The sequence below is a fragment of the Streptomyces sp. NPDC003038 genome (genome assembly GCF_040611115.1).
In the GTDB taxonomy this organism is placed as follows: Bacteria; Actinomycetota; Actinomycetes; order Streptomycetales; family Streptomycetaceae; genus Streptomyces.
The window spans coordinates 200947-223568 of record NZ_JBEXNN010000008.1; the positions used below are offsets into that span (position 1 = coordinate 200947).

The following is a 22622-nucleotide window of genomic DNA, read 5'->3' on the forward strand; positions in this document are numbered from 1 at the left end:
CCATGGTGACGGTGCGCGGCGGCCCGTGGCATCCGGCCCGACCCTGGCACAACCCTGATATCCCCCCGGGGAAACCGGGGGGATGCCCTGATGCCGCGCCGCCCCCGCGCGTGTGACCATCAGTGGCATGCCCGTAGCCGCCACCCAGCGCACCCCGCACGCAGCGGACCCCCCACCCGAGCCGACGCCGCAGCGCAAGCTCTACCGCAGCGCCGACGGCCGGATGCTCGGCGGTGTGGCGCGCGGACTCGCCGGGCACCTCGGGCTGCCCGTGATCTGGGTCCGGCTCGCCTTCCTCGGCCTGTTCCTCTTCGGGGACGGCCTCGGCGTGCTGCTGTACGCCGCGTTCTGGGTCTTCGTACCGCTCGGCGTCGGCGGCCGCACCGGCCACCGCCCCTTCTACGAGACCCTCGCCGACGGCGGCCGCCGCCTGCGCAAGCCCGACCGGGGGCAGATCATCGCGCTGATCGCCCTCTTCGCGGGCGCCGCGACCTTCATCTCCAAGGTCCAGGCCGGTGGCGAGTCGGGCCGGTACGTATGGCCGACGCTGCTGGTCGGAGCCGGGGTGGTCCTCGTATGGCGGCAGGCGGACAACGCCCGGCGCGCCCACTGGAGCGCCGCAGCCGGACGGAACGGGCGGCTGCTCCACGCCGCCCGGGCGCTCACGGGCGTCGCGCTCGTCGGCGTGGGCCTGACCCTCTTCATCGTCGTACGGGGTTCCGCCGCGCAGCTGGGCAACGTACTCACCGCCACCCTCGCCGTCCTCGTCGGGATCGCCCTGCTCGCCGGACCCTGGCTGATCCGGATGACCCAGGACCTGTCCGAGGAGCGCCTGATGCGCATCCGCGCCCAGGAGCGCGCCGAGGTCGCCGCCCACGTGCACGACTCGGTCCTGCACACCCTCACCCTGATCCAGCGCAACGCGGAGGACGTGGGAGAGGTACGCCGCCTCGCGCGGGCGCAGGAGCGGGAGCTGCGCAACTGGCTGTACAAACCCGAGGGCACCGGCAAGGACGAGGCGCAGGAGCCGGCCACCCTGGCGGAGGCCGTGAAGAAGACCGCCGCCGATGTCGAGGACCACCACGGGGTGCCCATCGAGGTCGTGGTCGTCGGCGACTGCCCGCTGGACGAGGGGCTGGCGGCGCAGATCCAGGCCGCGCGCGAGGCGATGGTCAACGCCGCCAAGTACGGTGGCGAGGGCGGGCCCGTGCAGGTGTACGCGGAGGTGGAGGGGCGGACCGTGTTCGTGTCCGTACGGGACCGGGGACCGGGCTTCGACCTCGACGCGGTACCGGACGACCGCATGGGCGTACGAGAATCGATCATCGGCCGGATGCAGCGCAACGGCGGGACCGCACGGCTGCGGTCCGCGCCCGACGGCGGCACGGAAGTCGAGCTGGAGATGGAGAGGGCGGCGAAAGCGGCATGACCGAGCAGAACGCAGGCGTGGAAGTGACCAGGCGGGTCCGGGTGGTGCTCGTCGACGACCACCGGATGTTCCGTACGGGCGTGCAGGCCGAGATCGGCGAGACCGACCGGACCGGCGTCGAGGTGGTCGGCGAGGCGGCCGACGTCGACCAGGCCGTCACCGTCATCACCGCCACCCGGCCCGAGGTGGTCCTGCTCGACGTGCACCTGCCCGGCGGCGGCGGGGTCGAGGTGCTGCGGCGCTGCGCCCCGCTCATGGCGGCGGGCGAGAATCCGGTGCGGTTCCTGGCCCTGTCGGTGTCGGACGCGGCCGAGGACGTCATCGGGGTCATCCGGGGCGGTGCGCGCGGGTACGTCACCAAGACCATCACCGGCGCCGACCTGGTGGACTCGGTCTTCCGGGTGCAGGACGGGGACGCGGTGTTCTCGCCGCGGCTGGCGGGCTTCGTCCTCGACGCCTTCGCCTCGACGGACGCGCCGCCCGTCGACGAGGACCTGGACCGGCTCACGCAGCGCGAGCGGGAGGTGCTGCGGCTGATCGCCCGCGGGTACGCGTACAAGGAGATCGCCAAGCAGCTCTTCATCTCGGTGAAGACGGTGGAGTCGCACGTCTCCGCGGTCCTGCGCAAGCTCCAGCTGTCGAACCGGCACGAACTGACCCGCTGGGCGACGGCCCGCCGGCTGGTCTGAGCGGGCGGGTGGGCCCGGTGTGATCCACGCCGCAGGCGGGCGGAGCAACCGGGCCGGGCCGCGCCGCCCTCTTGGGTGGCGTGATGAGCCTGACCGGGACCCCCCTCTTCGCGACGGCGGTCGCCCTGACCCTGACCGCCGTCGTCCTGCCCCTCGCCGTGTGGAGCAAGGTGCGCGGCCCCGCCGCCGTACGCGTCCTGTCGCGCGGTCTGATGATGGTCTTCGCCCAGGTCACCGCCATCGCGCTGGTCTTCATCGGGGTGAACAGGGAGCAGAACTTCTACGCCTCCTGGGGCGACCTCCTCGGCACCGGCACGTACGTCACCGCCGCCCCCGACCTCGGCCCCGACGGACTCGGCGGGAAGAAGCTGGAGGCGGCCCCGAAGGTGCGTCAGGAATTCCAGCCGGTCGAAGGACTCGACGGCCGGGTCCGGAAGACCGAGCTCGACGGCAAGATCTCCGGGGTCAAGGGCGATGTCATGGTGTGGCTGCCGCCGCAGTACGACGACCCCGCCTGGAAGGACAAGAAGTTCCCGGTGGTCGAGCTGATCCCGGGCATTCCGGGGACGGGCAAGTCCTGGTTCCAGGGACTCAAGGCGCACGAGATTCTGGAGCCGCTCATGAAGAGCGGCAAGGTGCAGCCGTTCATCCTGGTCTCGCCGCGCGCCATGCTGCTGGGGAACGCCGACACCGGCTGCGCCAACCTCCCGGGCAAGGTCAATGCGGACAGCTGGTTCAGCGTCGACGTCCGCAAGATGGTCGTCGACAACTTCCGGGCGTCCGACGAGGCCCGCAGCTGGGGTGTCGCCGGGTACTCGGCCGGCGCGTACTGCGCGGCCAAGCTGGCGATCTCCCACCCCGACCGCTACAGCGCCGCCGTCTCCCTGTCCGGCTACAACGACCCGGGCCAGGAACCCTCCTCGCTGGTCGCCCAGGACCCGGAGCTGCGCCGCACCCACAACCTGCTGAACGTGCTCAAGGCCGCGCCGGCGCCGCCGCCGGTCTCGCTGTGGATGTCGGGCGCCCAGCAGGACGGCTACCTGTCGGGCCTGGACCTCAAGGGCGCCTCGCAGAGCCCGACCGTGGTGCACGCGGAGAAGGTGGTCGGCGGCCACAACGTCGAATCGTGGTCGCGGCAGCTGCCGCAGACCTTCGGGTGGCTGAGCACGCAGGTCAAGGCGCCGTAACGCGCCGGACGGCTACGCCGGGCGGGCCGCGCCGGCCCAGGGCATCGAGTCGATCGGAGCCACCCGGACCGTCGATCCGGGACGGGGGGCGTGGATCATCTGGCCGTTGCCGATGTAGAGGCCGACGTGGGTGATTCCGGAGTAGAAGAACACCAGGTCGCCGGGGGCCAGTTGGTCGCGGGAGACGCGCCGTCCGGAATTGATCTGGGTGTAGGTGGTGCGGGGGAGGGCGACCCCGCCCGCACGCCAGGCCGCCTGGGTCAGGCCCGAGCAGTCGAAGGACCCCGGACCCGTCGCGCCCCACACGTACGGCTTCCCGACCGCCCCGTGCGCGAAGGCCACGGCGCGGGCCGCGCGGGAGCCGTCGGTGGGGGGCGGGGGCGTGCGCCGCTGGGTCGTGGCCTTGGGGCCGGCGGTGGCGGTGCCCGCGGCCGGGGCGCCGGCGGACCGGGCCTCGTACGCGGCGCGCTCCTCGGCGGTGAGCCGGGCCAGCAGGCGCTGGGCGGCGGTGAGCTTCTCCTCGATCTCGGCCTTGTGCCCGGCGAGTTCGTCCTGCCGGGAGCGGAGGTCGGCGAGGTGTCCGGCGGCCTTCGCCCGCAGCTGTCCGACCTCGTCGAGGCGGCGGCGCACGGCGGTGACCCCGGCGGCGTTGCGGTCCCCGGCGCGGGCCATGAAGGAGGCCTGGCTGAGGTACTTCTCCGGGTCCGCGGCGAGCGCGAGCCGTACGGCGGGGCCCAGGGAGCCGCTGCGGTACTGGCTCGCGGCCAGCGAACCGATGGCGCTGCGGGCGGTGTTGAGCTGCTCCGTCTTGCGGGCGGTCTCGTCGCGCAGACCCGTCAGCGCTCGCTGGGCCTCGTCCGCCTTCTCCTTCGCCCCGTTGTACCGCTCGGTCGCCGCCCCGGCCTCCTCGTACAGCCGGTCCACCTGCGACTTCACCTGGGAGGGGCTGAGCCGGGGGTCGGCCTGCGAGGTGCCTTCGAAGGCGGTGGCGGTGGCAGCGCCCGCGAGGGCGATGGTGGCGGCGGTCCGTACGGAGCCGCCGGAGAGCGCGCGCTGCCTGGGCTTTCGATGACTGGCCACGAGGGCCTCACGTCCTTCCTCTGTCGGTGCTTGGAGGAGGACGCTAGACCCGAAGGTAACGGGCAGATGACGGGATGATCGTAAGTGGCTTGATGTGACTGGAGATGGCTGCTGGGGACCGGTATGGATCAGCGCCAGAGGACGGCGATAAAGATATTGATCACGGTCAGGCCGCCGACCGCCCCGAACAGCGCCTTGTCCACCCGCTCCTCGTCGCGCTTGACGTAGACGAGGGCGAGGATCACGAAGAGGAGCGCGAGCTTCACGCCGATCTTGACGTTGTTGACCGGATCGCCGTCCATCTGACGGAATCCGACGAGGAGTACGCCGGTCACGAGCATGGTGAGCGCGCCGTGCAGCATGGCGGGCACGAAGCGGGCGGTGCCGGCGCTCATCGCCTTCATCTGGGTCAGGAAGCCGCCGAGGAGCGAGGCGATCCCGATGATGTGCAGGCCGACGAAGACATTGATGAGTACGTCCATGGCTTCGAGCGTACGGGGTGGCCACCGGCGGATTCCGGGCAGGCGGGCCGACGGGGCGGGCGGGCCGGTGCGGGTGGGCGAGGCGGCGTGGGGCGGCGTGGGGCGGCGAGGCGGCGGGGGCATAGGCCGCCCTCCCACCCGTTGTCCTTACGGGTTTTGCGTACAGTGGGCCCATGGCCGCCGAAGAGCTGCACCACCCCGACGCCGCGCGGATCCAACTGGTCCAGGTCCTGGCCGCCCTCGGCCATCCCGTACGGCTGGACATCGTCCGCGCCCTGGCCTCCGGCGAACACACCTGCTGCGGCGCGGTGGTTCCCGATCTGCCCCGCTCCAGCGTGACCCACCACTTCCGCGCGCTGCGCGAGGCCGGCGTCATCCGCCAGCGCCGCGAGGGTCGCAAGCTCTTCCTGACGCTCCGCCGCGAGGACCTGGACCTGCGTTTCCCGGGCCTGCTGGCGATGGTCGTGGACCAGGCCTGACCCGCGCGTCTCCGAGGGGTGCTGACCGGATGGGGACATGGCCGGTTCGGTCCTGTTGACAGCTCTTCCGCGCGGTGCGAACGGCGGCGAAGCTTATGCATGTCGCCGGGGGAAACCCCGGTGACACCCCTCGAAGCCCTGAGCGACGTCACCGCGGGACGTGCGTAAGGCGGCGAGGCCCGTCCCTCGCCCCACGTCCCACCGGAAGGAACCCCCTCACCATGCGCACCGGACTCGCACGAGCCGCCGTGGTCGACGCTCTCACCCTCGGCATCACCGCCACCGCTCCCATGGCCTGCGCGGTTCCCGCCGCCAGGACGGTGGACGCCGGCCGGTAGGCCGGGCACCGCGGCCCCGCTCATCGCGGCCGCCTCCCTCTCACACCGCCCGGCGGTGAATCCGCCGCGATTCCCTCGCCGGTGTCCGGGCCGCTGCCCGGTGTTCCGCCGGTGTCTCCCCGGCGACGGCCGGCCGCGTGCTGCCGCCGTCGCCACGGACCGCCGTACCCGCAGGACCGCTGTCCTGCGATCGAGACCTTTCCCGTGTGACCGCCGGTCGAGCCCGCGTGGCCCCCGGCCCCTCCAGACCTCACTGACCATGAACCGGAGTTCCGTCATGCCTCGTTCCACCCGCAGGACCCGCACCACCGCCGTCGCCGCCCTGATCACCGCCGCCGTCGCCACCGGCGCGGTGATGACGGTCGACTCGGCAGCCTTGGCCGCCCAGGCCGCCGCACCCGCCACGGCCCTGACGGCCGACCCCATACCGAGCCCGAACCCGGACTACGGCAGTACCGGACAGGGCGAGGAGGTCCCGGTCACGGGTGAACTCAGAGGCTCCGCCTACTCGTCCACGACGACGAAGATCAGCCGCAGCCAGGTCATCGCCCGGGCCAAGAGCTGGGTCGGTATCGGCCTCGACTACAACGGGGGCGGCAAGCACGGCGGTTACCGTACGGACTGCTCCGGCTTCGTCTCGATGGCCTGGGACCTGGACTCCTCGCTGACCACCGACACCTTCGCTCCCCGCGGCGTGGTCACCTCGATCGGCAAGGCGGACCTCAAGGCGGGTGACGCCCTGCTGGACGATGACGGCGGCGCCGGTGGCCACGTCGTCCTCTTCGAGAAGTGGGCGAACAGCGACAAGACCCAGTACTGGGGCTTCGACTTCACACCGAGCGGCGTGCACCACCGCGTGTACGACTACCCGTACTACCCGGGCTACGGCCCCTACGCCCCGGTCCGCTACAAGAACATCGTCGACGACGCGACGACCACTCCGCCGGCGACCCCGACCGGCATGACCGACCTGATCGCCGCCAACCTCAACGGCGACGCGGTCGACGACGTCATCGGGGTGCAGGCCTCCACCGGCAAGCTCTTCCTCTACCCGGGCACGGGCAGCGGCCTGGCGGCCCGCAAGGAGATCGGCGCGAGCGGCTGGAACGGCATGTCCAACCTCGCGGCCGGCGACTTCACCGGTGACGGCAAGGACGACGTCGTCGCCACCGAGGAAGCCTCCGGCAAGCTCTTCCTCTACCCCGGCAACGGAACCGGCCTGAACGTCCGCAAGGAGATCGGGTCGGGCGGCTGGAACGGCATGCACGACGTGGTGGGCGGTGACTTCACCGGTGACGGGAAGGCCGACATCGCCGGGGTCGAGGCCTCGACCGGCAAGCTCTGGCTCTACAAGGGCAACGGCGTCGGCGCGATCAGCGGTGGCAGCGCCCGCGTCCTGATCGGCGCGAGCGGCTGGAACGGCATGCACGACCTGGTCGGCATGGACGTCGACAACGACGGCAAGAGCGACGTCGTGGGGGCGGAGACCTCCACCGGCAAACTCTTCTTCTACAAGAGCAACGGCAGCGGCCTGGATGCCCGCAAGGAGATCGGCACCGGCGGCTGGAACGGCATGAACGACCTGATCGGCGGTGACTTCACCGCGAACGCGTACGACGACCTCATCGCCGTAGAGAAGTCGACCGGCAAGCTCTTCCTCTACCCGGGCACGGGCAGTGGCCTGGGCGCCCGCAAGGAGATCGGCACGAGCGGCTGGTAGCCGTTCACCGGGCCGGGCCGGCAGGCAATCCGTCCGCCCGCCCGCCGGTGCGGCGCTGCGGCGGTCGGTACTCCGCCCGACCGGGGCAGGTGGCGGTTCGCCGCCCGAACCGGCCGATCCCGGGCCTGTGGCCATAAAGCGCCGCCTCCCGTCTCGCCTGCCCGGGGCGGCAGGTAGTCCGCCAGGGCGGGTGCCGCCCGCCCGTCCGAGCCAGCCGACCCCGGGCCTGTGGGCATGAAGCGCCGCCTCCCGTCTCGCCTGCCCGGGGCGGCAGGTAGTCCGCCGGGCCGACTCGGGTGGCCGTTCGCCCGTCTGAGCCGGCCGACCCCGGGGCCGCGGGGGCCTGATGGCTCCCGCTCCCCGCCCCGCCCGCGCCCACGGTTCCCCGTGCCCGCGCCACCCGTGCCCGCGCCTGACTCCGCGCCGCACACCTGGGCCCGCGGCTCCGGCGGTCCCGCGGCTCGCCGCACTCCCGCTCCACCTCGACTCTTCCAGCTTCCCCTCTCCCTTGGCACCCGTGTGCCGGTTTGGACCTCCCCGTGTTCTCTTCGCCCTCCCCGACCTCCCCGCGCCGCATGTCGAAGCGGCTCCGCATCGCCACCGGACTGATCTGCGCCACCCTCGCGGCCACCGCCCTCTCCATCAGCGGCGCCCAGGCCGAGGGCGAGGACCACCACGAGGTGCTGCCCGTACTGACCGCCGCGGAGATGGGCCTGCCCGACTCCTACGACGCGCCGCCGATGGCGATGTACGCCACCAGCGATACCCGCCCCAAGTTCCAGATGCCGTTCACGTGCGGTGAGACCTGGTTCGGCGACTCCCGCCCCGCGCACAGCCCCTCCGCGAACGCCGTCGACTGGACGCACGGCAGCACGACCACGAACAAGCCCGTGCTGGCCAGCGCCGGCGGCACGGTCCACCTGCGGGACAAGGGCAGCACCAGCTACGGAAAGTTCATCACCATCGACCACGGCGGCGGCTGGAGCACGCTGTACGCCCACCTCAACGCCTTCAAGGTGCAGGAGGGCCAGCGGGTCGCGGCCGGCGAGCTGATCGGCCTCGTGGGCAGCACCGGCGGCTCCACCGGCCCCCACCTGCACTTCGAGCAGCGCCTGAACAGCAGCTACCAGCGCACCGTGTTCAACGGCACCGCCTTCTACCCCGATGCGTCGCTGACCAGCAAGAACTGCGTGGCCCCGCCGGCTGACCCCAAGCCCGAGGGACCGGGCGGCACCACCACCGGCGACACCGGCATGATCGATCTGGCGTCGCCCGACCTGACCGGCGACGGCGTGCTCGACGTGGTGGCCGTCGAGAAGTCCACCGGCAAGCTGTGGATGTACCAGGGCAGCGCCACCGGGACCATCGCAGCCGGCAGCAGCCGCGTCCTGATCGGTACGAGCGGCTGGCTCGGGATGTCCAATCTGACCGGCGGCGACTTCACCGGCGACGGCAAGGACGACATCGTCGCGGTGAAGGAGTCCACGGGCGAGCTCTGGCTCTACAAGGGCGCGGACAACTCGACCATAGGCGCCGGCGGCCGGATCCTGATCGGTACGGGCGGCTGGAACGGCATGTCCGACCTGACCGCGCTCAACCTCAACGGCGACGTCGTCTCCGACATCGCGGCGGTGGAGAAGTCCACCGGCAAGCTCTTCCTCTACCCCGGCTCGGTCGGCGGCCAGCTCGGTGCCCGCAAGGAGATCGGTACGGGCGGCTGGAACGGCATGTCGAACCTGACCGGCATGGACGTCAACAACAGCGGCAAGCAGGACCTGGTGGCGGTCGAGGAGTCCTCCGGCAAGCTCTTCCTCTACCCCGGTGACAAGGGCTACCTGAGCCCGCGCGTCGAGATCGGGTCGAGCGGCTGGAACGGCATGTCCGACCTGATCGGCGGAGACCTCCAGGGCGCCACGGGCGCCGACGACCTGGTCGCGGTACAGAACTCGACCGGCAAGCTCTTCCTCTACCCGGGTACGGGCAGTGGCCTGGGTGCCCGCAAGGAGATCGGCAGCAGCGGCTGGTAGTCCGGCCCGGCCCGGCCTGCCGGTCGGGCCCCGGTCGGCCCCCGTTCCGGCCCCCTGTCAGGCCCGGAACCCGGCCCGGCATGTGACGCAGGAGGTGGCCTGTCCCCCCGGGGGCAGGCCACCTCGCGGCATGCCCGCCCCGGCTTCACATCCCCGATTTTCCCGGGCCCGGGACCGACTGTCGGTCCGGCCCCCTAGACTCGGAGGGCGATGAGCAGCCTCTTTGACGACAGCTTCCTGGCGGACCTCACCCCCTCCGACGAGGTCCCGCCGCCGCCCGAGGATCACGCCGCCCCCGAAGCGGGCGCGGACGATCTCTTCGGGGGCCGGTTCGACGTACCCATGAGCGGGGACGCGTACTACCGGGACGGGGCCCGCAAGCCCGTCATCGACCCGGCGACGCTCCTGGAAGGGCTCAATGAGCAGCAGCGCGCGGCCGTGGTGCACGCGGGCTCGCCGCTGCTCATCGTGGCCGGCGCCGGCTCCGGAAAGACCCGGGTGCTGACCCACCGCATCGGGCACCTGCTGTCCGCGCGGCACGTCCACCCCGGTCAGATCCTGGCGATCACCTTCACCAACAAGGCCGCCGGTGAGATGAAGGAACGCGTCGAGAGCCTGGTCGGCCCGCGCGCCCACGCCATGTGGGTGTCCACCTTCCACAGCGCTTGCGTCCGTATCCTGCGCCGCGAGTCGAAGAGGCTCGGTTTCACGTCCTCGTTCTCGATCTACGACGCGGCCGACTCGAAGCGTCTGATGGCGCTCGTCTGCCGCGACCTGGACCTGGACCCGAAGAAGTTCCCGCCGAAGGCCTTCAGCGCCAAGATCTCCAACCTGAAGAACGAGCTGATCGACGAGGAAGCCTTCGCCGACCAGGCAGTCGATGGTTTCGAGAAGACGCTGGCCCAGGCGTACGCGATGTACCAGGGGCGGCTGCGCGAGGCCAACGCGCTCGACTTCGACGACATCATCATGACCACGGTCCACCTGCTCCAGGCGTTCCCGGATGTCGCCGAGCACTACCGGCGCCGCTTCCGGCACGTCCTCGTGGACGAGTACCAGGACACCAACCACGCTCAGTACACGCTCGTGCGCGAGCTGGTCGGCACCGGCTATCAGGACCTGCCGCCGGCCGAGCTGTGCGTGGTGGGTGACGCCGACCAGTCGATCTACGCCTTCCGTGGCGCGACGATCCGCAACATCCTCCAGTTCGAGGAGGACTACCCGAACGCGACGACGATCCTGCTGGAGCAGAACTACCGCTCCACGCAGACGATCCTGTCCGCCGCCAACGCGGTCATCGAGCGCAACGAGAACCGCCGCGCGAAGAACCTTTGGACCGAGGCCGGCAGCGGGGCGGTGATCACGGGGTACGTCGCCGACACCGAGCACGACGAGGCGCAGTTCATCGCCGACGAGATCGACCGGCTGACGGACGCCGGCGAGGCCAAGGCGGGCGATGTCGCGATCTTCTACCGGACCAATGCTCAGTCCCGCGTGTTCGAGGAGATCTTCATCCGGGTCGGCCTGCCCTACAAGGTCGTCGGCGGCGTCCGCTTCTACGAGCGCAAGGAGGTCCGGGACGTCCTCGCGTACCTGCGCGTCCTCGCGAACCCCGAGGACAACGTCCCGCTGCGCCGCATTCTCAACGTACCCAAGCGCGGCATCGGCGAGCGCGCGGAGGCGATGATCGACGCGCTCGCGATGCGCGAGAAGATCACCTTCCCGCAGGCGCTGCGGCGCGTGGACGAGGCCTTCGGCATGGCCGCCCGCTCGACCAACGCGGTGAAGCGGTTCAACGTACTGATGGAGGAGCTCCGCACGATCGTCGACTCGGGCGCGGGCCCGGCGGTGGTGCTGGAGGCGGTGCTGGAGCGTACGGGCTACCTCGCGGAGCTCCAGGCGTCGACCGACCCGCAGGACGAGACGCGGATCGAGAACCTCCAGGAACTGGCGGCGGTGGCGCTGGAGTTCGAGCAGGCGCGGGAGGCCGCCGCGGCCGAGGGCGCGGGTGCGGGCGCTGGTGCTGACGCGGAAGCGGCCGGTGCGGACGCGGCCGCCGGTCCGGGGCCCGGCACGCTCGCCGAGTTCCTGGAGCAGGTCGCGCTCGTCGCCGACTCCGACCAGATCCCGGACGAGGAGACGGAGGGCACGGGCGTCATCACGCTCATGACCCTGCACACCGCCAAGGGCCTCGAGTTCCCGGTGGTCTTCCTGACCGGCATGGAGGACGGCGTCTTCCCGCACATGCGGGCGCTGGGCCAGACCAAGGAGCTGGAGGAGGAGCGGCGCCTGGCGTACGTCGGCATCACGCGGGCGCGCGAGCGGCTGTACCTGACCCGCTCCTCCATGCGCAGCGCGTGGGGGACGCCCTCCTACAACCCGCCGTCGCGGTTCCTGGAGGAGATCCCGGAGCAGTACCTGCAGTGGAAGCGCACGGGCGCGGCCCAGAAGCCGGCGGGCCCGATGCGGAGCTCGGGCTACGGATCCGGCTCGGGTTCCGGTTTCGGTTCCGGTTCCGGGAAGGCCACGTTCGGCACCTCGCCGGAGTCGTTCCTGTCCTCGTCGCGTACGAAGGCGGGCCCGTCAGGATTCGCGACGCGCCGGGCCACCGACAAGCCGGTCGTCGCGCTGGTGGTCGGGGACCGGGTGACGCACGACCAGTTCGGGCTCGGCACCGTCATGGAGGTCAAGGGAGCGGGCGCGGACGCGCAGGCCACCATCGACTTCGGGGACGACAAGCCGAAGCGGCTGCTGCTGCGCTACGCGCCGGTGCAGAAGCTGTAGCGCAGCAGCAGCCGCAGCGCTGCTCCCGCTACGTGGGATCCAGCCCGTGGCTGCGCAGCCACGGCAGGGGGTCCACCGCGGCCCCGCCGCCGGGCCGTACCTCGAAGTGGAGGTGCGGGCCGGTGGAGTTGCCGGAGTTGCCCGAGTAGGCGATGACCTCGCCGGCCTTGACCTTGCCGCCGCGGATCTTGGTGCTGCTGAGGTGGCAGTACCAGGTCTCGGTGCCGTCGGGCGAGGTCACTATGGCCATGTTCCCGTAGGCGCTGTTGTACTGGGTGCGCACGGTGCCGTCGGTGGCGGCCATGACGGGGGTTCCGTAGGAGACCGGGAAGTCGATACCGGTGTGCACGGACATCCACATGCCGCCGGACTGGCCGTAACTGGCGCTGAGGCCCTGACGCTCCACGGGGATCGCGAACTTGGGGCGGGCCGCCTCCTTGGCCGCGGCCTCCTCCGCCTTCTTCTTCTTCTCCTCCTCCTGACGCTGACGCAGGTCGATGCGCTCCTGCGTGCGGCTCGCGCGGTCCGCGAAGTCGCCCGCGTCGGCGCTGAGCGCGGCCAGTTGGGTGTCGAGCTTGGTGTTCGCCGCGACCGGCTTCACCGAGGCCGGGTCGGGCGCGGCCATCGTGGTGGTGTCCTCGGCAGGCTTCTCCGTGCCGGTGAGCCCGCCGACGGAGGCGGCCGCGACGCCGGCGACGCCCATCACGCAGACGGAAGGCATCGCCACGGTCAGCAGGGCGGAACGCTTCGCCGGGGTGCGGCGACGGCTGCTGCCGCCCGCCTTGCCCGTCGCGGCCTTGGCGTTCGCCTTGCCGTTGCCCTTTGCGTTCCCCTTGGCGGCGGTCCGGCGCGCGGCGCGCGGCTCGTGGGCCGTCGACGGCGAGGCCGCGCTCACGGGCATGGTCTGGGTGGGCAGGTCGTGGGCCTCGGCGGTGGGCCGGAAGTCGGCCTCTTCGTCGGGGACCGCCTCGAAGACGGTGGTTTCGCTGTAGGTGTCGGGCTCGGCGGCGGCCGGAGCCTCGTAGGCGTAACCGGTGGAGGCGGCCGAGGTGTCGTACGCGTACTGCTGCTGCTCGTACGACTCCTGCTCGTACGGCTGCTGTTGCTCGTACGGCTGCTCGTACTGCTGTGCGGGCTGGTACTCGTACGCGTAGGCGGCTTCGGCCTGCGCCTCGGGCTGGGGCTGCATTTGGGCCTGGGCCTGGGCCTGAGGGTCGGTGCCGGTGCCGGTGCCGGGGACGGTGTTCCAGGCGGTGGCGTCGTAGGCGCCGGTCTCGGTGCCGGTGGTGCCGTAGCCCGGCATCGCCCAGTGTCCGGTCTGCTCCGCGGAGGCGTCGTAGCCGAAGGAGGCGGGCTGTGGGTCCGGGTAGCCCTGATACTGCGCGCCCGGCGTGTTCCAGGCGCTCGCGTCGTACTGCCCGGTGGTGTCCTCGGGCGTCCCCTGGTGGGGGATCGTGGACAGGTAATTGTCTTGGGAGGCCCACGCGGTGGTGTCGTACGCGCCTGTCTCGTAGGAGCCGTAGGCGGCGTAATTGACCCCTTGGCCCTGCGTTTCATAGGAAACGTAGGTCGAGTCACCAGCGAAAGTGGTGGTGGAAAGGCCGTCATACCCGTTATCGGGGTACGGGCCCGACGAGGGGCGGTCGTTCACCAACTTCTCTTTCGCCTCGGCAGTGGGGGCCTGGGTGGCCGGGAACTCGAAGTTCACCGGAGGAGAGCAGTGGCGTGACTGTACCCGGCGGTTACTCGCAACGACAATCTTCCCCGGGTCCCCGGATCCCCGGAACCGGGCATTCGGCCGCCTTTCGGTCGCCGAAAGACGTAGCCTTGGCCTTGAGTTCGATATTCGTTCGAGTGGCGGCCGTTTGGCGGCTACGCCACGGAAGCGGCGCCCGTTCCCCCGGCCACCGTCGGGCCGGGCCCGTCGAGCACGCGCCGGACCGCCGCGATCACGGAGGGATGGGCGGGCAGCGCGAGATGCCCGATACCGGTGACCTGCACGTTCTCCACCGCTAGATCCGGGTGGATGATGCGCGCCGTCCCCACCGGAGTCATCAGCGCGTCGAACTCGCTCCAGAACGCCACGCACCGGGTCGGGCAACCGGGCGCGGGCGCGGCGAGCTCGACGATCACCTCCGAGTCGGGTCGCATCTGGCGGACCATGGGATGCGCGTCCAGCAGGGGGGCGACCAGCGTCCCGGAATGCGGGGTACCGAGCGTGACGAGCGTGCGGACGCGGGCGTGGCCGCCGAGCCGCTGGACGTAGTAACGGCCGACCAGCCCGCCGAGGCTGTGCCCGACCAGGTCCACCTGCTCCTGCCCCGTGCGGTCACACAGCTCCTCGACCCGCCGGGCGAGATGGCGGGCGGTGACGCGAAGGTCGCGGGTGAAGGGGGAGTAGTTGTACGCCTCCACGTGCCGCCGGCCCTCCGCCCCGAGGGCGCGGCGCAGCAGGACGAAGACCGAGCGGTTGTCGGTGAACCCGTGGAGAAGGAGGACGGGGGGCCGTGTCGCGGTCGCGGGAGGGCCGGTGATGACCACCTTCTCCTGGCGCACTCCGGTGGCATAGAGGAGCAGGTGTCCGCCGAGGACGACCACCTCCAGCGCGCCGGCCCGCAAGGCGGCACCGGAGAAAGGTACGGACAAGGGTACGGACAGCCCCATTGACGGCCTCCCCAAAGCCTCTTGGGATGGCGGCCGGACACGCCCCCGGCCTGCCGCGCCACCGTGCCGTGCGGCTGGCGGCACGGGGGCGCGGATAACGATGGCGGTGAATCAACGCCGTCCCACGTGTGATTTCCCCCTCCTGGTTGACCGTGAAACGGTGGCGTGCGCAATGCTGTACTTAACGTTCGTTCACTCGGGAGGCAGTGCGATGGGTGTGACCGGTCCGATCCGTGTGGTGGTGGCCAAGCCGGGTCTCGACGGCCACGACCGCGGCGCCAAGGTGATCGCGCGGGCGCTGCGGGACGCGGGCATGGAGGTCATCTACACCGGCCTCCACCAGACCCCCGAGCAGATCGTGGACACCGCCATCCAGGAGGATGCCGACGCGATCGGCCTCTCGATCCTGTCCGGCGCGCACAACACGCTCTTCGCCCGGGTGATCGAGCTGCTGAAGGAGCGGGAGGCGGAGGACATCAAGGTCTTCGGCGGCGGCATCATCCCGGAGGGCGACATCGCCCCCCTCAAGGAGAAGGGCGTGGCCGAGATCTTCACCCCGGGCGCGACGACGACGTCGATCGTGGACTGGGTCCGCGCGCACGTCCGCCAGTAGCCCCCCGGCGGGTCCTTGATCCCCGCCGCGCCCCCGCCCGCGCGTCTGCGGCCGACCGCCCCGCACCCTTGGGCGCGGCGCCGCCCGGCCAGGCCGGCCATCCCGGCACCGGCCATCCCCGCACCGGCCTGGTCTGGGCACCGGCCTGTGGGCCGGACGGGACGGGCGCGGTCAGGTGCGGGGTACGGGGCTGGCCCGGGCCGGGCTGCGTACCAGTGGTCTACGCGACCGCCGGGGCCGCGAGGGCTGCGGGCCGCGGTGAGCCGGAGCCCGGGGCGGCCGCAACGGTTACGTCGGGGTCAGTTCCGACAGCATCGCCGCGCGGAGGTGGAGGGTCGCCACCAGGCGCTGGAAGGCTTCCGCCCAGTACGCCGCGGCGCCGGGAGACGCGTCCGGCGGGTCTTCCACGGCGGCGGTCAGGGCCTCCAGACGGCCTGCCTCCGCAGGGTCGAGGCAGCGTTCCGCCAGGCCCATCACCCCGCTGAAGCTCCACGGGTAGCTGCCCGCCTCCCGGGCCGACTCCAGCGCGTCCACCACCGCCCGTCCCAGCGCCCCCGCCCACGGCACCACGCACACGCCGAGCAGCTGGAACGCCTCCGACAGCCCGTGCGCCCGTATGAACCGCGCGACCCACTCCGCCCGCTCGCCCTCCGGCAGCGTCTGAAGCAGCTTCGCCCGTTCCGCCAGCGACGCCGTGCCCGGGCCCGCAGCGGGCGGCGCGGACGCCTCGCCGAGCAGGGCGTGCGACCACTCCGCGTCCCGCTGCCGGACGGCCGCCCGGCACCACGCCGCGTGCAGTTCCTCCGCCCAGCCCTCGCCGGCGGCCACCGGCAGCGCCACGATCTGCGCCGGTCCGAGCCCCCCGAACCGCTCCCGCCAGCAGGACAGCGGCGCCGCCTCCACCAGCTGGCCCAGCCACCAGGCCCGTTCCCCGCGCCCGGCCGGCGGCCGCTTGACCACGCCGTCCCGCAGCATCCCCGCATCGCACTCGGCCGGCGGTGTCACCCCCTCAGGGCCGACGCAGGCCAGCGCCCGCTCCGCCATCCGCCCCGCCAGCGCCGACCTGGGCAGCGCGGACAGCAGCTCCGCGGCCGTCGCCCGGACATTGCGGCTGCGGTCGCCCAGGGCCGCCTCCAGGAACGGCTCGTCCCCCTCCGACAGCCCCGCCCTCAGCGAATCGAGGAACATCAGCCTGTCCTCGGCCCGTTCGGTGGCCCACGTCGTCGCCAGCAGCCGTGGTGCGGCCGCCCGCTCATGAGCCCGCACGGCGCCCAGCAGCGCCACCCGCTCCGCGAACAGCCCCTCCTGCCACAGCCGTTCCACGCCCTCCCGGTCCGTCACGTCCGGCAGTTCCCCCGCGCCGCCGGCCCCGCCGCGCAGGGCGAACCGCCAGTCGGGATTGAGCCGCGCCAGCCACAGGCCCCGCGGCCCGGCCAGGGCCAGCGCCTGCGGCCGCAGATCCGTGCGGGCCCGGGCCGCGTCCAGCAGGGCCGGCACGAGCGCGGCCGGCGCCCGGTAGCCGTGGCGTCCGGCCGCGGCCAGCCACTGCGGCAGCAGCTCCGTCAGATCCGGGGCGGCGCCGCGCCGCCCGCCCCCGCTGCCCGCGCCGGTCCGGCCGGCCAGCAACTGTGCGAGCCGCCGCCGGGCCGGCTCCGGTGGTGCCGGGCGCGGGTCCCGTGCCGCGGGCTCCGGCCGGGGGCCGGCCTCGGCGGGCCGCAGCCCGGCCCGGCGGCGCACGGTGTGCAGGGCCGCCGCGTCCAACAGCGCCTCCGGCGAGCCGGCCGGCCCTCCGCCGCGCCGCCGTTCGGTGCCCAGCAGCGCGGCGCCGACCAGGTCGTCCCAGTCCCCGTACCCCTCGTCACCCTTGCCCATCAGGCCCCTCCCTCGTCGAGTACTGCGCTCCGGTCCCGTCCCCTCCACGGGACCGGAGCTGTCGATGTCCCCGCTCACATGCGCTCAACTGGCATGGTTGTCGTTCACAAAAGCCCCCCGGCTTCTCGTCGCCACGCGCCGACGCCCCCGCGCCGCCACGGCCCGCGCCCTCCCTACGACGCCCCCGCGTCCCTTCGCTCCCCCTCCCTTTCCTCCCTGTCTCCCTCGCTCCCCGCCTTTCGCGCCCCCCGGCGCTCCGGCAGGCTTTCTCCGGTCAGCTCAGCGCCACCGGCTCCGCCCGGCCCGGCTGCCAGGCCGTCAGCGGCGTGAAACCGCGGTGGCCGCACTCGCCGAAGACGGTGACCGGTCCGCCGCCCGAGAGGGCGGCGAGCTGCCACAGGCCGGAGCGCGAACGTCCCCCGGCGACGGCGACCGGCAGCGCGGAGGTGCCCTCCGCGTCCGCCAGCTGCCAGCCGAGCTCTCCCGGTACCGGGATCACCGGGCCCAGGACCACCGGCCAGGAATCCAGCCAGGGGTCCTCCCGCAGCGCCGCCCCATACGCCTCCAGGGCAGCTCCCGTACTGATCCCGGCCGGGACCTCCGCGCAGGGCGCGGCCGCCGCGAACCGCTCCCCGAGGTCCGCCCGCAGCCCCGCCGAGCCGGGCCGGAAGCGGGTCTCCGCCTCCAGTACCAGCCCCACCGGCAGCGCCAGCCCCGGCGGGCGCCCGGGCGGTCCGAAGTCCAGCACCAGCGCGGGCCGACCGCTCGCCAGCCCGCGCAGCCATATCCGGCGGGTGGTGAGCCGGCCGTCCGGTGACACCGAGTCGTACTGGGCCAGCACGAGCCAGCGGTCCCGTACGGCCTCCGCCTCCCCGGAGGCCGGCAGTCCCACCCGGCCGCGGACCGTTGCGGCCAGCGGTTCCGGCAGCGACGACACCCCGAGCCAGGCCCGGTCCAGCAGGTGCAGCAGCGCCGCCTCCTCCAGCATCCGGGCGGGCCAGCCCGGGCCGCAACTGGGTATCGTCCCCAACTCCCGTACCCGCGCGGCAAGTCCGGGCGCCTGCGCGTCGACCATCCGGGCGGCGGTCTCCTCCCAGGCCGCGTACCCCGTCTGCTCCTGGCCGGCGAGGCCGCCGCGCAGCAGGTCAGCGAGCCGCTGCTCCAGCTCGGTGACACCCGCGCCCACGCGGGCCGCCCGGCGCTCGGCCCGCCGACGGACCGCCTCCTCGTCCACCGGCCGGCCCGCCCCGGCAGCCGGACGCGCGGCCTTCACCGCCCGCTCCGCCAGCCACTCCGCGGCCCAGTCCGGCACTTCGCCGGGCTCGCCCACCCCCTCGGCGGCCCAGAGCAGCAGCAGCCCGAGCGCGTGCTTGCACGGGAACTTCCGACTCGGGCAGGAGCACTTGTACGCCGGGCCCGTCAGGTCCACGACCGTCCGGTACGGCTTGCTGCCGCTGCCCTTGCACAACCCCCACACCGAACCGGAAGCGGAACCTCCGATCTGCGACCACGGCCCCGCCCCGCCGAGTCTGCCTCCCGCCTTGCGTGAGGCATCGTCAGGAGCCAGAGCCAGTACTTGTTCCGCCGTCCAGCGGACCCCCTGCTCAGTCATGTGAACCACCGTAGGGACCCCCACTGACAATCACTCTGACCTGCAACAACGCTTCGAACAAGGTCCGTTGTCAGTGGCGTGGTGCACCGTGGTGGCAGCAGTCGGAAGCGGCTGCCGAGCATCGGAGGGGGACCATGACCATGCCCGAGAACAGCACCGGCGCCGAGGCGCTGCGACCGCACGCCGAAGACGCCTTCGCACACGAACTGAAAGCCTTGGAAGCGGCCGACGACCGGCCCCGCCCCACCCGTTGGAAGCTCTCCCCGTGGGCCGTGGCGACGTATCTGCTCGGCGGTGAACTCCCCGACGGGACGGTGATCACACCCAAGTACGTCGGGCCGCGCCGCATCGTCGAAGTCGCCGTCACCACCCTGGCCACCGACCGCGCCCTGCTCCTGCTCGGCGTCCCCGGCACCGCCAAGACCTGGGTGTCCGAACACCTCGCCGCCGCCGTCAGCGGCGATTCCACCCTCCTCGTCCAAGGCACCGCCGGCACCCCCGAAGAAGCCATCCGGTACGGCTGGAACTACGCCCGGCTCCTCGCCCACGGCCCCAGCCGCGAAGCCATCGTCCCCAGCCCCGTCATGCGCGCCATGGCCGACGGCATGACCGCCCGCGTCGAGGAACTCACCCGAATCCCCGCAGACGTCCAGGACACCCTCATCACCGTCCTGTCCGAGAAGACGCTCCCCATACCGGAGCTCGGCGAGGAGGTGCAGGCCGTGCGCGGCTTCAACCTCATCGCCACCGCCAACGACCGCGACCGCGGGGTCAATGAGCTCTCCAGCGCGCTGCGCCGCCGCTTCAACACCGTCGTACTGCCCCTGCCCGCCACCGCCGACGCCGAGGTCGACATCGTCGCCCGCCGCGTCGACCAGATGGGCCGCGCCCTCGAACTGCCCGCCGCACCCGAGGGGCTGGAGGAGATCCGCCGCGTCGTCACCGTGTTCCGCGAGCTGCGCGACGGCGTCACCGGCGACGGCCGTACGAAGGTGAAGTCGCCCAGCGGCACTCTCTCCACCGCCGAGGCCATCTCGGTCGTCACGGGCGGTTTGGCCCTGGCGGCCCACTTCGGGGACGGCGTGCTGCGCCCCTCCGACGTGGCCGCGGGCATCCTCGGCGCCGTGATCCGGGACCCGGCCGCCGACAAGGTCGTCTGGCAGGAGTACCTGGAGGCCGTGGTCCGCGAGCGGGACGGCTGGAAGGACTTCTACCGCGCCTGCCGGGAGGTGACGGTATGAGCCCCACGGCCGAGGCCGCCACCGACAGCTCTCCGGCAGCGGCCGGGCCATGGGCGACGCGGGGGCCGCTGCTGCTGGGCGTACGGCACCACGGGCCCGGCTCGGCCCGCGCCGTGCGGGCCGCCCTCGACGCCGCCCGGCCGGCGGCCGTGCTGATCGAAGGACCGCCCGAGGGGGACGCGCTGCTCGAACTGGCCGCCGATCCCGGGATGCGGCCGCCCGTGGCGCTGCTCGCGCACGCCGCGGACGACCCCGGCCGGGCGGCGTTCTGGCCGCTGGCCGACTTCTCTCCCGAGTGGGTCGCGATCCGCTGGGCGCAGCGGGCCGGGGTACCGGTGCGGTTCATCGACCTCCCGGCCGCGCACTCGCTGGCCACCCAGGCTCCGGCCGCCGAAGGCGCCCCGGCCCCGGCCCCGAGCCCGGCCCCTATCCCGGCCCCGGACACGCCCGATGCGCCGGAAGCCGACCGGGGGCGGCTGGACCCGCTCGCGGTGCTGGCCGAGACCGCCGGGTACGACGACCCCGAGCGCTGGTGGGAGGACGTGGTCGAACACCGGGGCACCGGAGGCGTACGGGAGAACGCGCTCGGCGCGTTCGAGGCGCTCGCGGAGGCCATGGGCGCCCTGCGGGAGGCGTACGGGGACGGCGGCCACGCCCGGGACCTGGTGCGCGAGGCCCACATGAGGCAGCGCATGCGGGCCGCCCGCCGGGAGTTCGGTGATGCCTACGCGGTGGTGTGCGGAGCCTGGCACGTGCCGGCGCTGGCGGCGAAGACCACAGCGGCGGCCGACAAGGCCCTGCTCACCGGGTTGCCCAAGGTCAAGGTGGAGACCACCTGGGTGCCCTGGACCCACCGCCGGCTAGCCCGGGCCGGCGGATACGGCGCCGGGATCGCCTCGCCCGGCTGGTACGCACACCTCTTCTCGGCCCGGGACCGGCCCGTCGAGCGGTGGCTCACCAAGGTCGCGGGCCTGCTGCGGGAGGAGGACCGGCAGGTCTCCTCGGCGCACGTCATCGAGGCGGTCCGGCTGGCCGACACCCTGGGCGCCATGCGCGGGCGGCCGCTGCCCGGGCTGACGGAGACCATGGAAGCGGTCCGGGCCGTGATGTGCGACGGCTCCGACATACCGCTCGCGCTGATCGAGGACCGCCTCGTCGTCGGAGACGTGCTCGGCGAGGTCCCGGACGCGGCGCCCGTCGTACCGCTGCAGCGCGACCTGACCCGGCAGCAGCGCTCACTGCGGCTCAAGGCCGAGGCGCGGGACCGCGAGCTGGAGCTCGACCTGCGCAAGGACACCGACACGGCGAAGTCCCTGCTGCTGCACCGGCTGCGGCTGCTCGGCATCGAGTGGGGCACGCCGACCGCCTCGCGGGGGAGCACCGGAACCTTCCGGGAGACATGGCGGCTGCGCTGGGAGCCGGAGCTGTCGGTGCGGGTCGCCGAGGCCGGGATCTGGGGCACCACCGTCCTGGCGGCCGCCACCGCCAAGGCCGAGGCGGACGCGGCGGGGGCCGAGGAGCTGGGCGAGGTGACGGCGCTGGCCGAGCGGTGCCTGCTGGCCGGGCTCTCGGAGGCGCTGCCCGCCGTACTGCGGGCGCTCGCGGACCGGGCCGCGCTGGACACCGATGTGGCGCGGCTGGCCAAGGCCCTGCCGGCGCTGGCCCGCTCGCTGCGGTACGGCGACGTCCGGGGCACCGACGCGGCGGCCCTGGGCACCGTGGCGGCCGGGCTCGCCGAGCGGATATGCGTGGCCCTGCCGCCCGCCTGCACCGGTGCTCTGGACGCCGACGCGGCGGCGGAGCTGCGGGGCCATGTGGACGGGGTGCACGGGGCCGTCGGCCTGCTGGACGGCGCGGAGGAAGGGCTGCGCGAGCGCTGGTCCGCGGTGCTGCGCACGCTGGCCGGCCGGGACACCGTCCCGGGCCTGATCCGTGGCAGGGCGGCCCGGCTGCTGCTCGACGACGGGCGGCTGCCGCCCGAGGAGACGGCCCGGCTGATGGGGCTCGCCCTGTCACCGGCGTCCGCCCCTGCCGACGCGGCGGGCTGGATCGAGGGCTTCGCGGGCGGGAGTTCGGGCGGCGGCACGCTGCTGGTCCACGACGACCGGCTGCTCGGGCTGATCGACGCCTGGCTGGTGGGAGTGCCGGAGCGCGCCTTCACCGACGTACTGCCGCTGCTGCGGCGGACGTTCGGGGCGTACGAGCCGGGCGTGAAGCGGACCCTGGGCGAGCTGGTCCGCCGCGGCCCCGGCGGCTCGGCGGCGGCGACCGGTCCGGGTTCGGCGCCCGAGGGCTTCGCCGCCGAGCTGGACCGGGACCGCGCGGACGCGGTGGAGGAACTGGTCCGGATGCTCCTGGCCGGGCCGCGGGCCGAGGAGGTGGCGCCGGCGCCCTGACGGCCGGGC

Annotated in this window: 16 protein-coding genes; 10 read left to right on the forward strand and 6 right to left on the reverse strand. The window is 73.0% G+C overall.

Features of this window, described 5'->3' with window-relative positions:
• Positions 1-127 precede the first annotated feature (127 nt).
• From ABZX75_RS13465 to ABZX75_RS13475, 3 genes are all read left to right on the forward strand, one after another.
• Complete coding sequence (locus ABZX75_RS13465) at positions 128-1429, forward strand: PspC domain-containing protein (protein WP_355410284.1); 1302 nt, start codon at positions 128-130, stop codon at positions 1427-1429.
• Positions 1426-2118, forward strand: coding sequence for a response regulator transcription factor (locus ABZX75_RS13470; RefSeq protein WP_355410285.1), 693 nt, complete (start codon positions 1426-1428; stop codon positions 2116-2118). The genes ABZX75_RS13465 and ABZX75_RS13470 overlap by 4 nt, the downstream gene beginning before the upstream one ends.
• Before the next feature lie 83 nt (positions 2119-2201).
• Entirely contained in the window at positions 2202-3305 is a 1104-nt protein-coding gene (locus tag ABZX75_RS13475; RefSeq protein WP_355410286.1) for an alpha/beta hydrolase-fold protein, read from the forward strand.
• A gap of 12 nt (positions 3306-3317) precedes the next feature.
• On the opposite strand, the gene ABZX75_RS13480 is transcribed toward ABZX75_RS13475, so the two are convergent.
• Positions 3318-4385, reverse strand: a complete 1068-nt coding sequence (locus ABZX75_RS13480; RefSeq protein WP_355410287.1) for an NlpC/P60 family protein — start codon at positions 4383-4385, stop codon at positions 3318-3320.
• A 128-nt stretch (positions 4386-4513) separates the two neighbouring features.
• Complete coding sequence (locus tag ABZX75_RS13485) at positions 4514-4867, reverse strand: hypothetical protein (RefSeq protein WP_355410288.1); 354 nt, start codon at positions 4865-4867, stop codon at positions 4514-4516.
• 173 nt (positions 4868-5040) lie between these two features.
• On the opposite strand from ABZX75_RS13485, the gene ABZX75_RS13490 reads away from it, so the two are divergent.
• From ABZX75_RS13490 to pcrA, 4 genes are all read left to right on the forward strand, one after another.
• Positions 5041-5346, forward strand: a complete 306-nt coding sequence (locus tag ABZX75_RS13490; RefSeq protein WP_355410289.1) for a metalloregulator ArsR/SmtB family transcription factor — start codon at positions 5041-5043, stop codon at positions 5344-5346.
• A 615-nt stretch (positions 5347-5961) separates the two neighbouring features.
• The gene (locus tag ABZX75_RS13495; protein WP_355410290.1) at positions 5962-7404 is read left to right on the forward strand and encodes a VCBS repeat-containing protein; all 1443 of its coding nucleotides are present in this window, start codon (positions 5962-5964) and stop codon (positions 7402-7404) included.
• A gap of 539 nt (positions 7405-7943) precedes the next feature.
• Positions 7944-9431, forward strand: coding sequence for a VCBS repeat domain-containing M23 family metallopeptidase (locus tag ABZX75_RS13500; protein ID WP_355410291.1), 1488 nt, complete (start codon positions 7944-7946; stop codon positions 9429-9431).
• Between the two features lie 210 nt (positions 9432-9641).
• Positions 9642-12215 (forward strand): DNA helicase PcrA, encoded by a 2574-nt coding sequence (gene pcrA / locus ABZX75_RS13505; RefSeq protein ID WP_355410292.1) that lies wholly within the window; start codon positions 9642-9644, stop codon positions 12213-12215.
• Positions 12216-12243: 28 nt separating this feature from the next.
• Here pcrA and ABZX75_RS13510 read toward each other — a convergent pair whose 3' ends face one another.
• On the reverse strand, positions 12244-13923 hold the full coding sequence (locus ABZX75_RS13510) for a M23 family metallopeptidase (protein ID WP_355410293.1): 1680 nt from the start codon (positions 13921-13923) through the stop codon (positions 12244-12246).
• Between the two features lie 164 nt (positions 13924-14087).
• Entirely contained in the window at positions 14088-14879 is a 792-nt protein-coding gene (locus ABZX75_RS13515; protein ID WP_355410294.1) for an alpha/beta fold hydrolase, read from the reverse strand.
• 211 nt (positions 14880-15090) lie between these two features.
• On the opposite strand from ABZX75_RS13515, the gene ABZX75_RS13520 reads away from it, so the two are divergent.
• Positions 15091-15492 carry a cobalamin B12-binding domain-containing protein gene (locus tag ABZX75_RS13520; RefSeq protein WP_355410295.1) on the forward strand — a complete coding sequence of 134 codons (402 nt, stop codon included), beginning with the start codon at positions 15091-15093 and terminating at the stop codon, positions 15490-15492.
• A gap of 288 nt (positions 15493-15780) precedes the next feature.
• Here ABZX75_RS13520 and ABZX75_RS13525 read toward each other — a convergent pair whose 3' ends face one another.
• Both ABZX75_RS13525 and ABZX75_RS13530 read right to left on the reverse strand, forming a co-directional pair.
• Complete coding sequence (locus ABZX75_RS13525) at positions 15781-17364, reverse strand: DUF5691 domain-containing protein (protein ID WP_355410296.1); 1584 nt, start codon at positions 17362-17364, stop codon at positions 15781-15783.
• Positions 17365-17638: 274 nt separating this feature from the next.
• Positions 17639-18976 carry an SWIM zinc finger family protein gene (locus ABZX75_RS13530; protein ID WP_355410297.1) on the reverse strand — a complete coding sequence of 446 codons (1338 nt, stop codon included), beginning with the start codon at positions 18974-18976 and terminating at the stop codon, positions 17639-17641.
• 134 nt (positions 18977-19110) lie between these two features.
• Here ABZX75_RS13530 and ABZX75_RS13535 point away from each other — a divergent pair, with 134 nt between their 5' ends.
• Together ABZX75_RS13535 and ABZX75_RS13540 are read left to right on the forward strand one after the other, a co-directional pair.
• Positions 19111-20217, forward strand: coding sequence for an AAA family ATPase (locus tag ABZX75_RS13535; RefSeq protein WP_355410298.1), 1107 nt, complete (start codon positions 19111-19113; stop codon positions 20215-20217).
• Positions 20214-22613: a DUF5682 family protein gene (locus tag ABZX75_RS13540; protein WP_355410299.1), complete on the forward strand. Its 2400-nt coding sequence runs from the start codon at positions 20214-20216 to the stop codon at positions 22611-22613. The genes ABZX75_RS13535 and ABZX75_RS13540 overlap by 4 nt, the downstream gene beginning before the upstream one ends.
• Positions 22614-22622: the final 9 nt, after the last annotated feature.

What these genes read in the sequence shown, in the direction of transcription:
- ABZX75_RS13495 (WP_355410290.1), top strand. Translation starts at nt 5,962, where the DNA reads ATGCCTCGTTCCACCCGCAGGACCCGCACCACCGCCGTCGCCGCCCTG.
- ABZX75_RS13525 (WP_355410296.1), bottom strand. Translation starts at nt 17,364, where the DNA reads ATGGGCAAGGGTGACGAGGGGTACGGGGACTGGGACGACCTGGTCGGC.
- ABZX75_RS13475 (WP_355410286.1), top strand. Translation starts at nt 2,202, where the DNA reads ATGAGCCTGACCGGGACCCCCCTCTTCGCGACGGCGGTCGCCCTGACC.
- ABZX75_RS13490 (WP_355410289.1), top strand. Translation starts at nt 5,041, where the DNA reads ATGGCCGCCGAAGAGCTGCACCACCCCGACGCCGCGCGGATCCAACTG.
- ABZX75_RS13540 (WP_355410299.1), top strand. Translation starts at nt 20,214, where the DNA reads ATGAGCCCCACGGCCGAGGCCGCCACCGACAGCTCTCCGGCAGCGGCC.
- ABZX75_RS13470 (WP_355410285.1), top strand. Translation starts at nt 1,426, where the DNA reads ATGACCGAGCAGAACGCAGGCGTGGAAGTGACCAGGCGGGTCCGGGTG.
- ABZX75_RS13515 (WP_355410294.1), bottom strand. Translation starts at nt 14,879, where the DNA reads ATGGGGCTGTCCGTACCCTTGTCCGTACCTTTCTCCGGTGCCGCCTTG.
- ABZX75_RS13530 (WP_355410297.1), bottom strand. Translation starts at nt 18,976, where the DNA reads ATGACTGAGCAGGGGGTCCGCTGGACGGCGGAACAAGTACTGGCTCTG.
- pcrA (WP_355410292.1), top strand. Translation starts at nt 9,642, where the DNA reads ATGAGCAGCCTCTTTGACGACAGCTTCCTGGCGGACCTCACCCCCTCC.
- ABZX75_RS13535 (WP_355410298.1), top strand. Translation starts at nt 19,111, where the DNA reads ATGACCATGCCCGAGAACAGCACCGGCGCCGAGGCGCTGCGACCGCAC.
- ABZX75_RS13520 (WP_355410295.1), top strand. Translation starts at nt 15,091, where the DNA reads ATGGGTGTGACCGGTCCGATCCGTGTGGTGGTGGCCAAGCCGGGTCTC.
- ABZX75_RS13465 (WP_355410284.1), top strand. Translation starts at nt 128, where the DNA reads ATGCCCGTAGCCGCCACCCAGCGCACCCCGCACGCAGCGGACCCCCCA.
- ABZX75_RS13485 (WP_355410288.1), bottom strand. Translation starts at nt 4,867, where the DNA reads ATGGACGTACTCATCAATGTCTTCGTCGGCCTGCACATCATCGGGATC.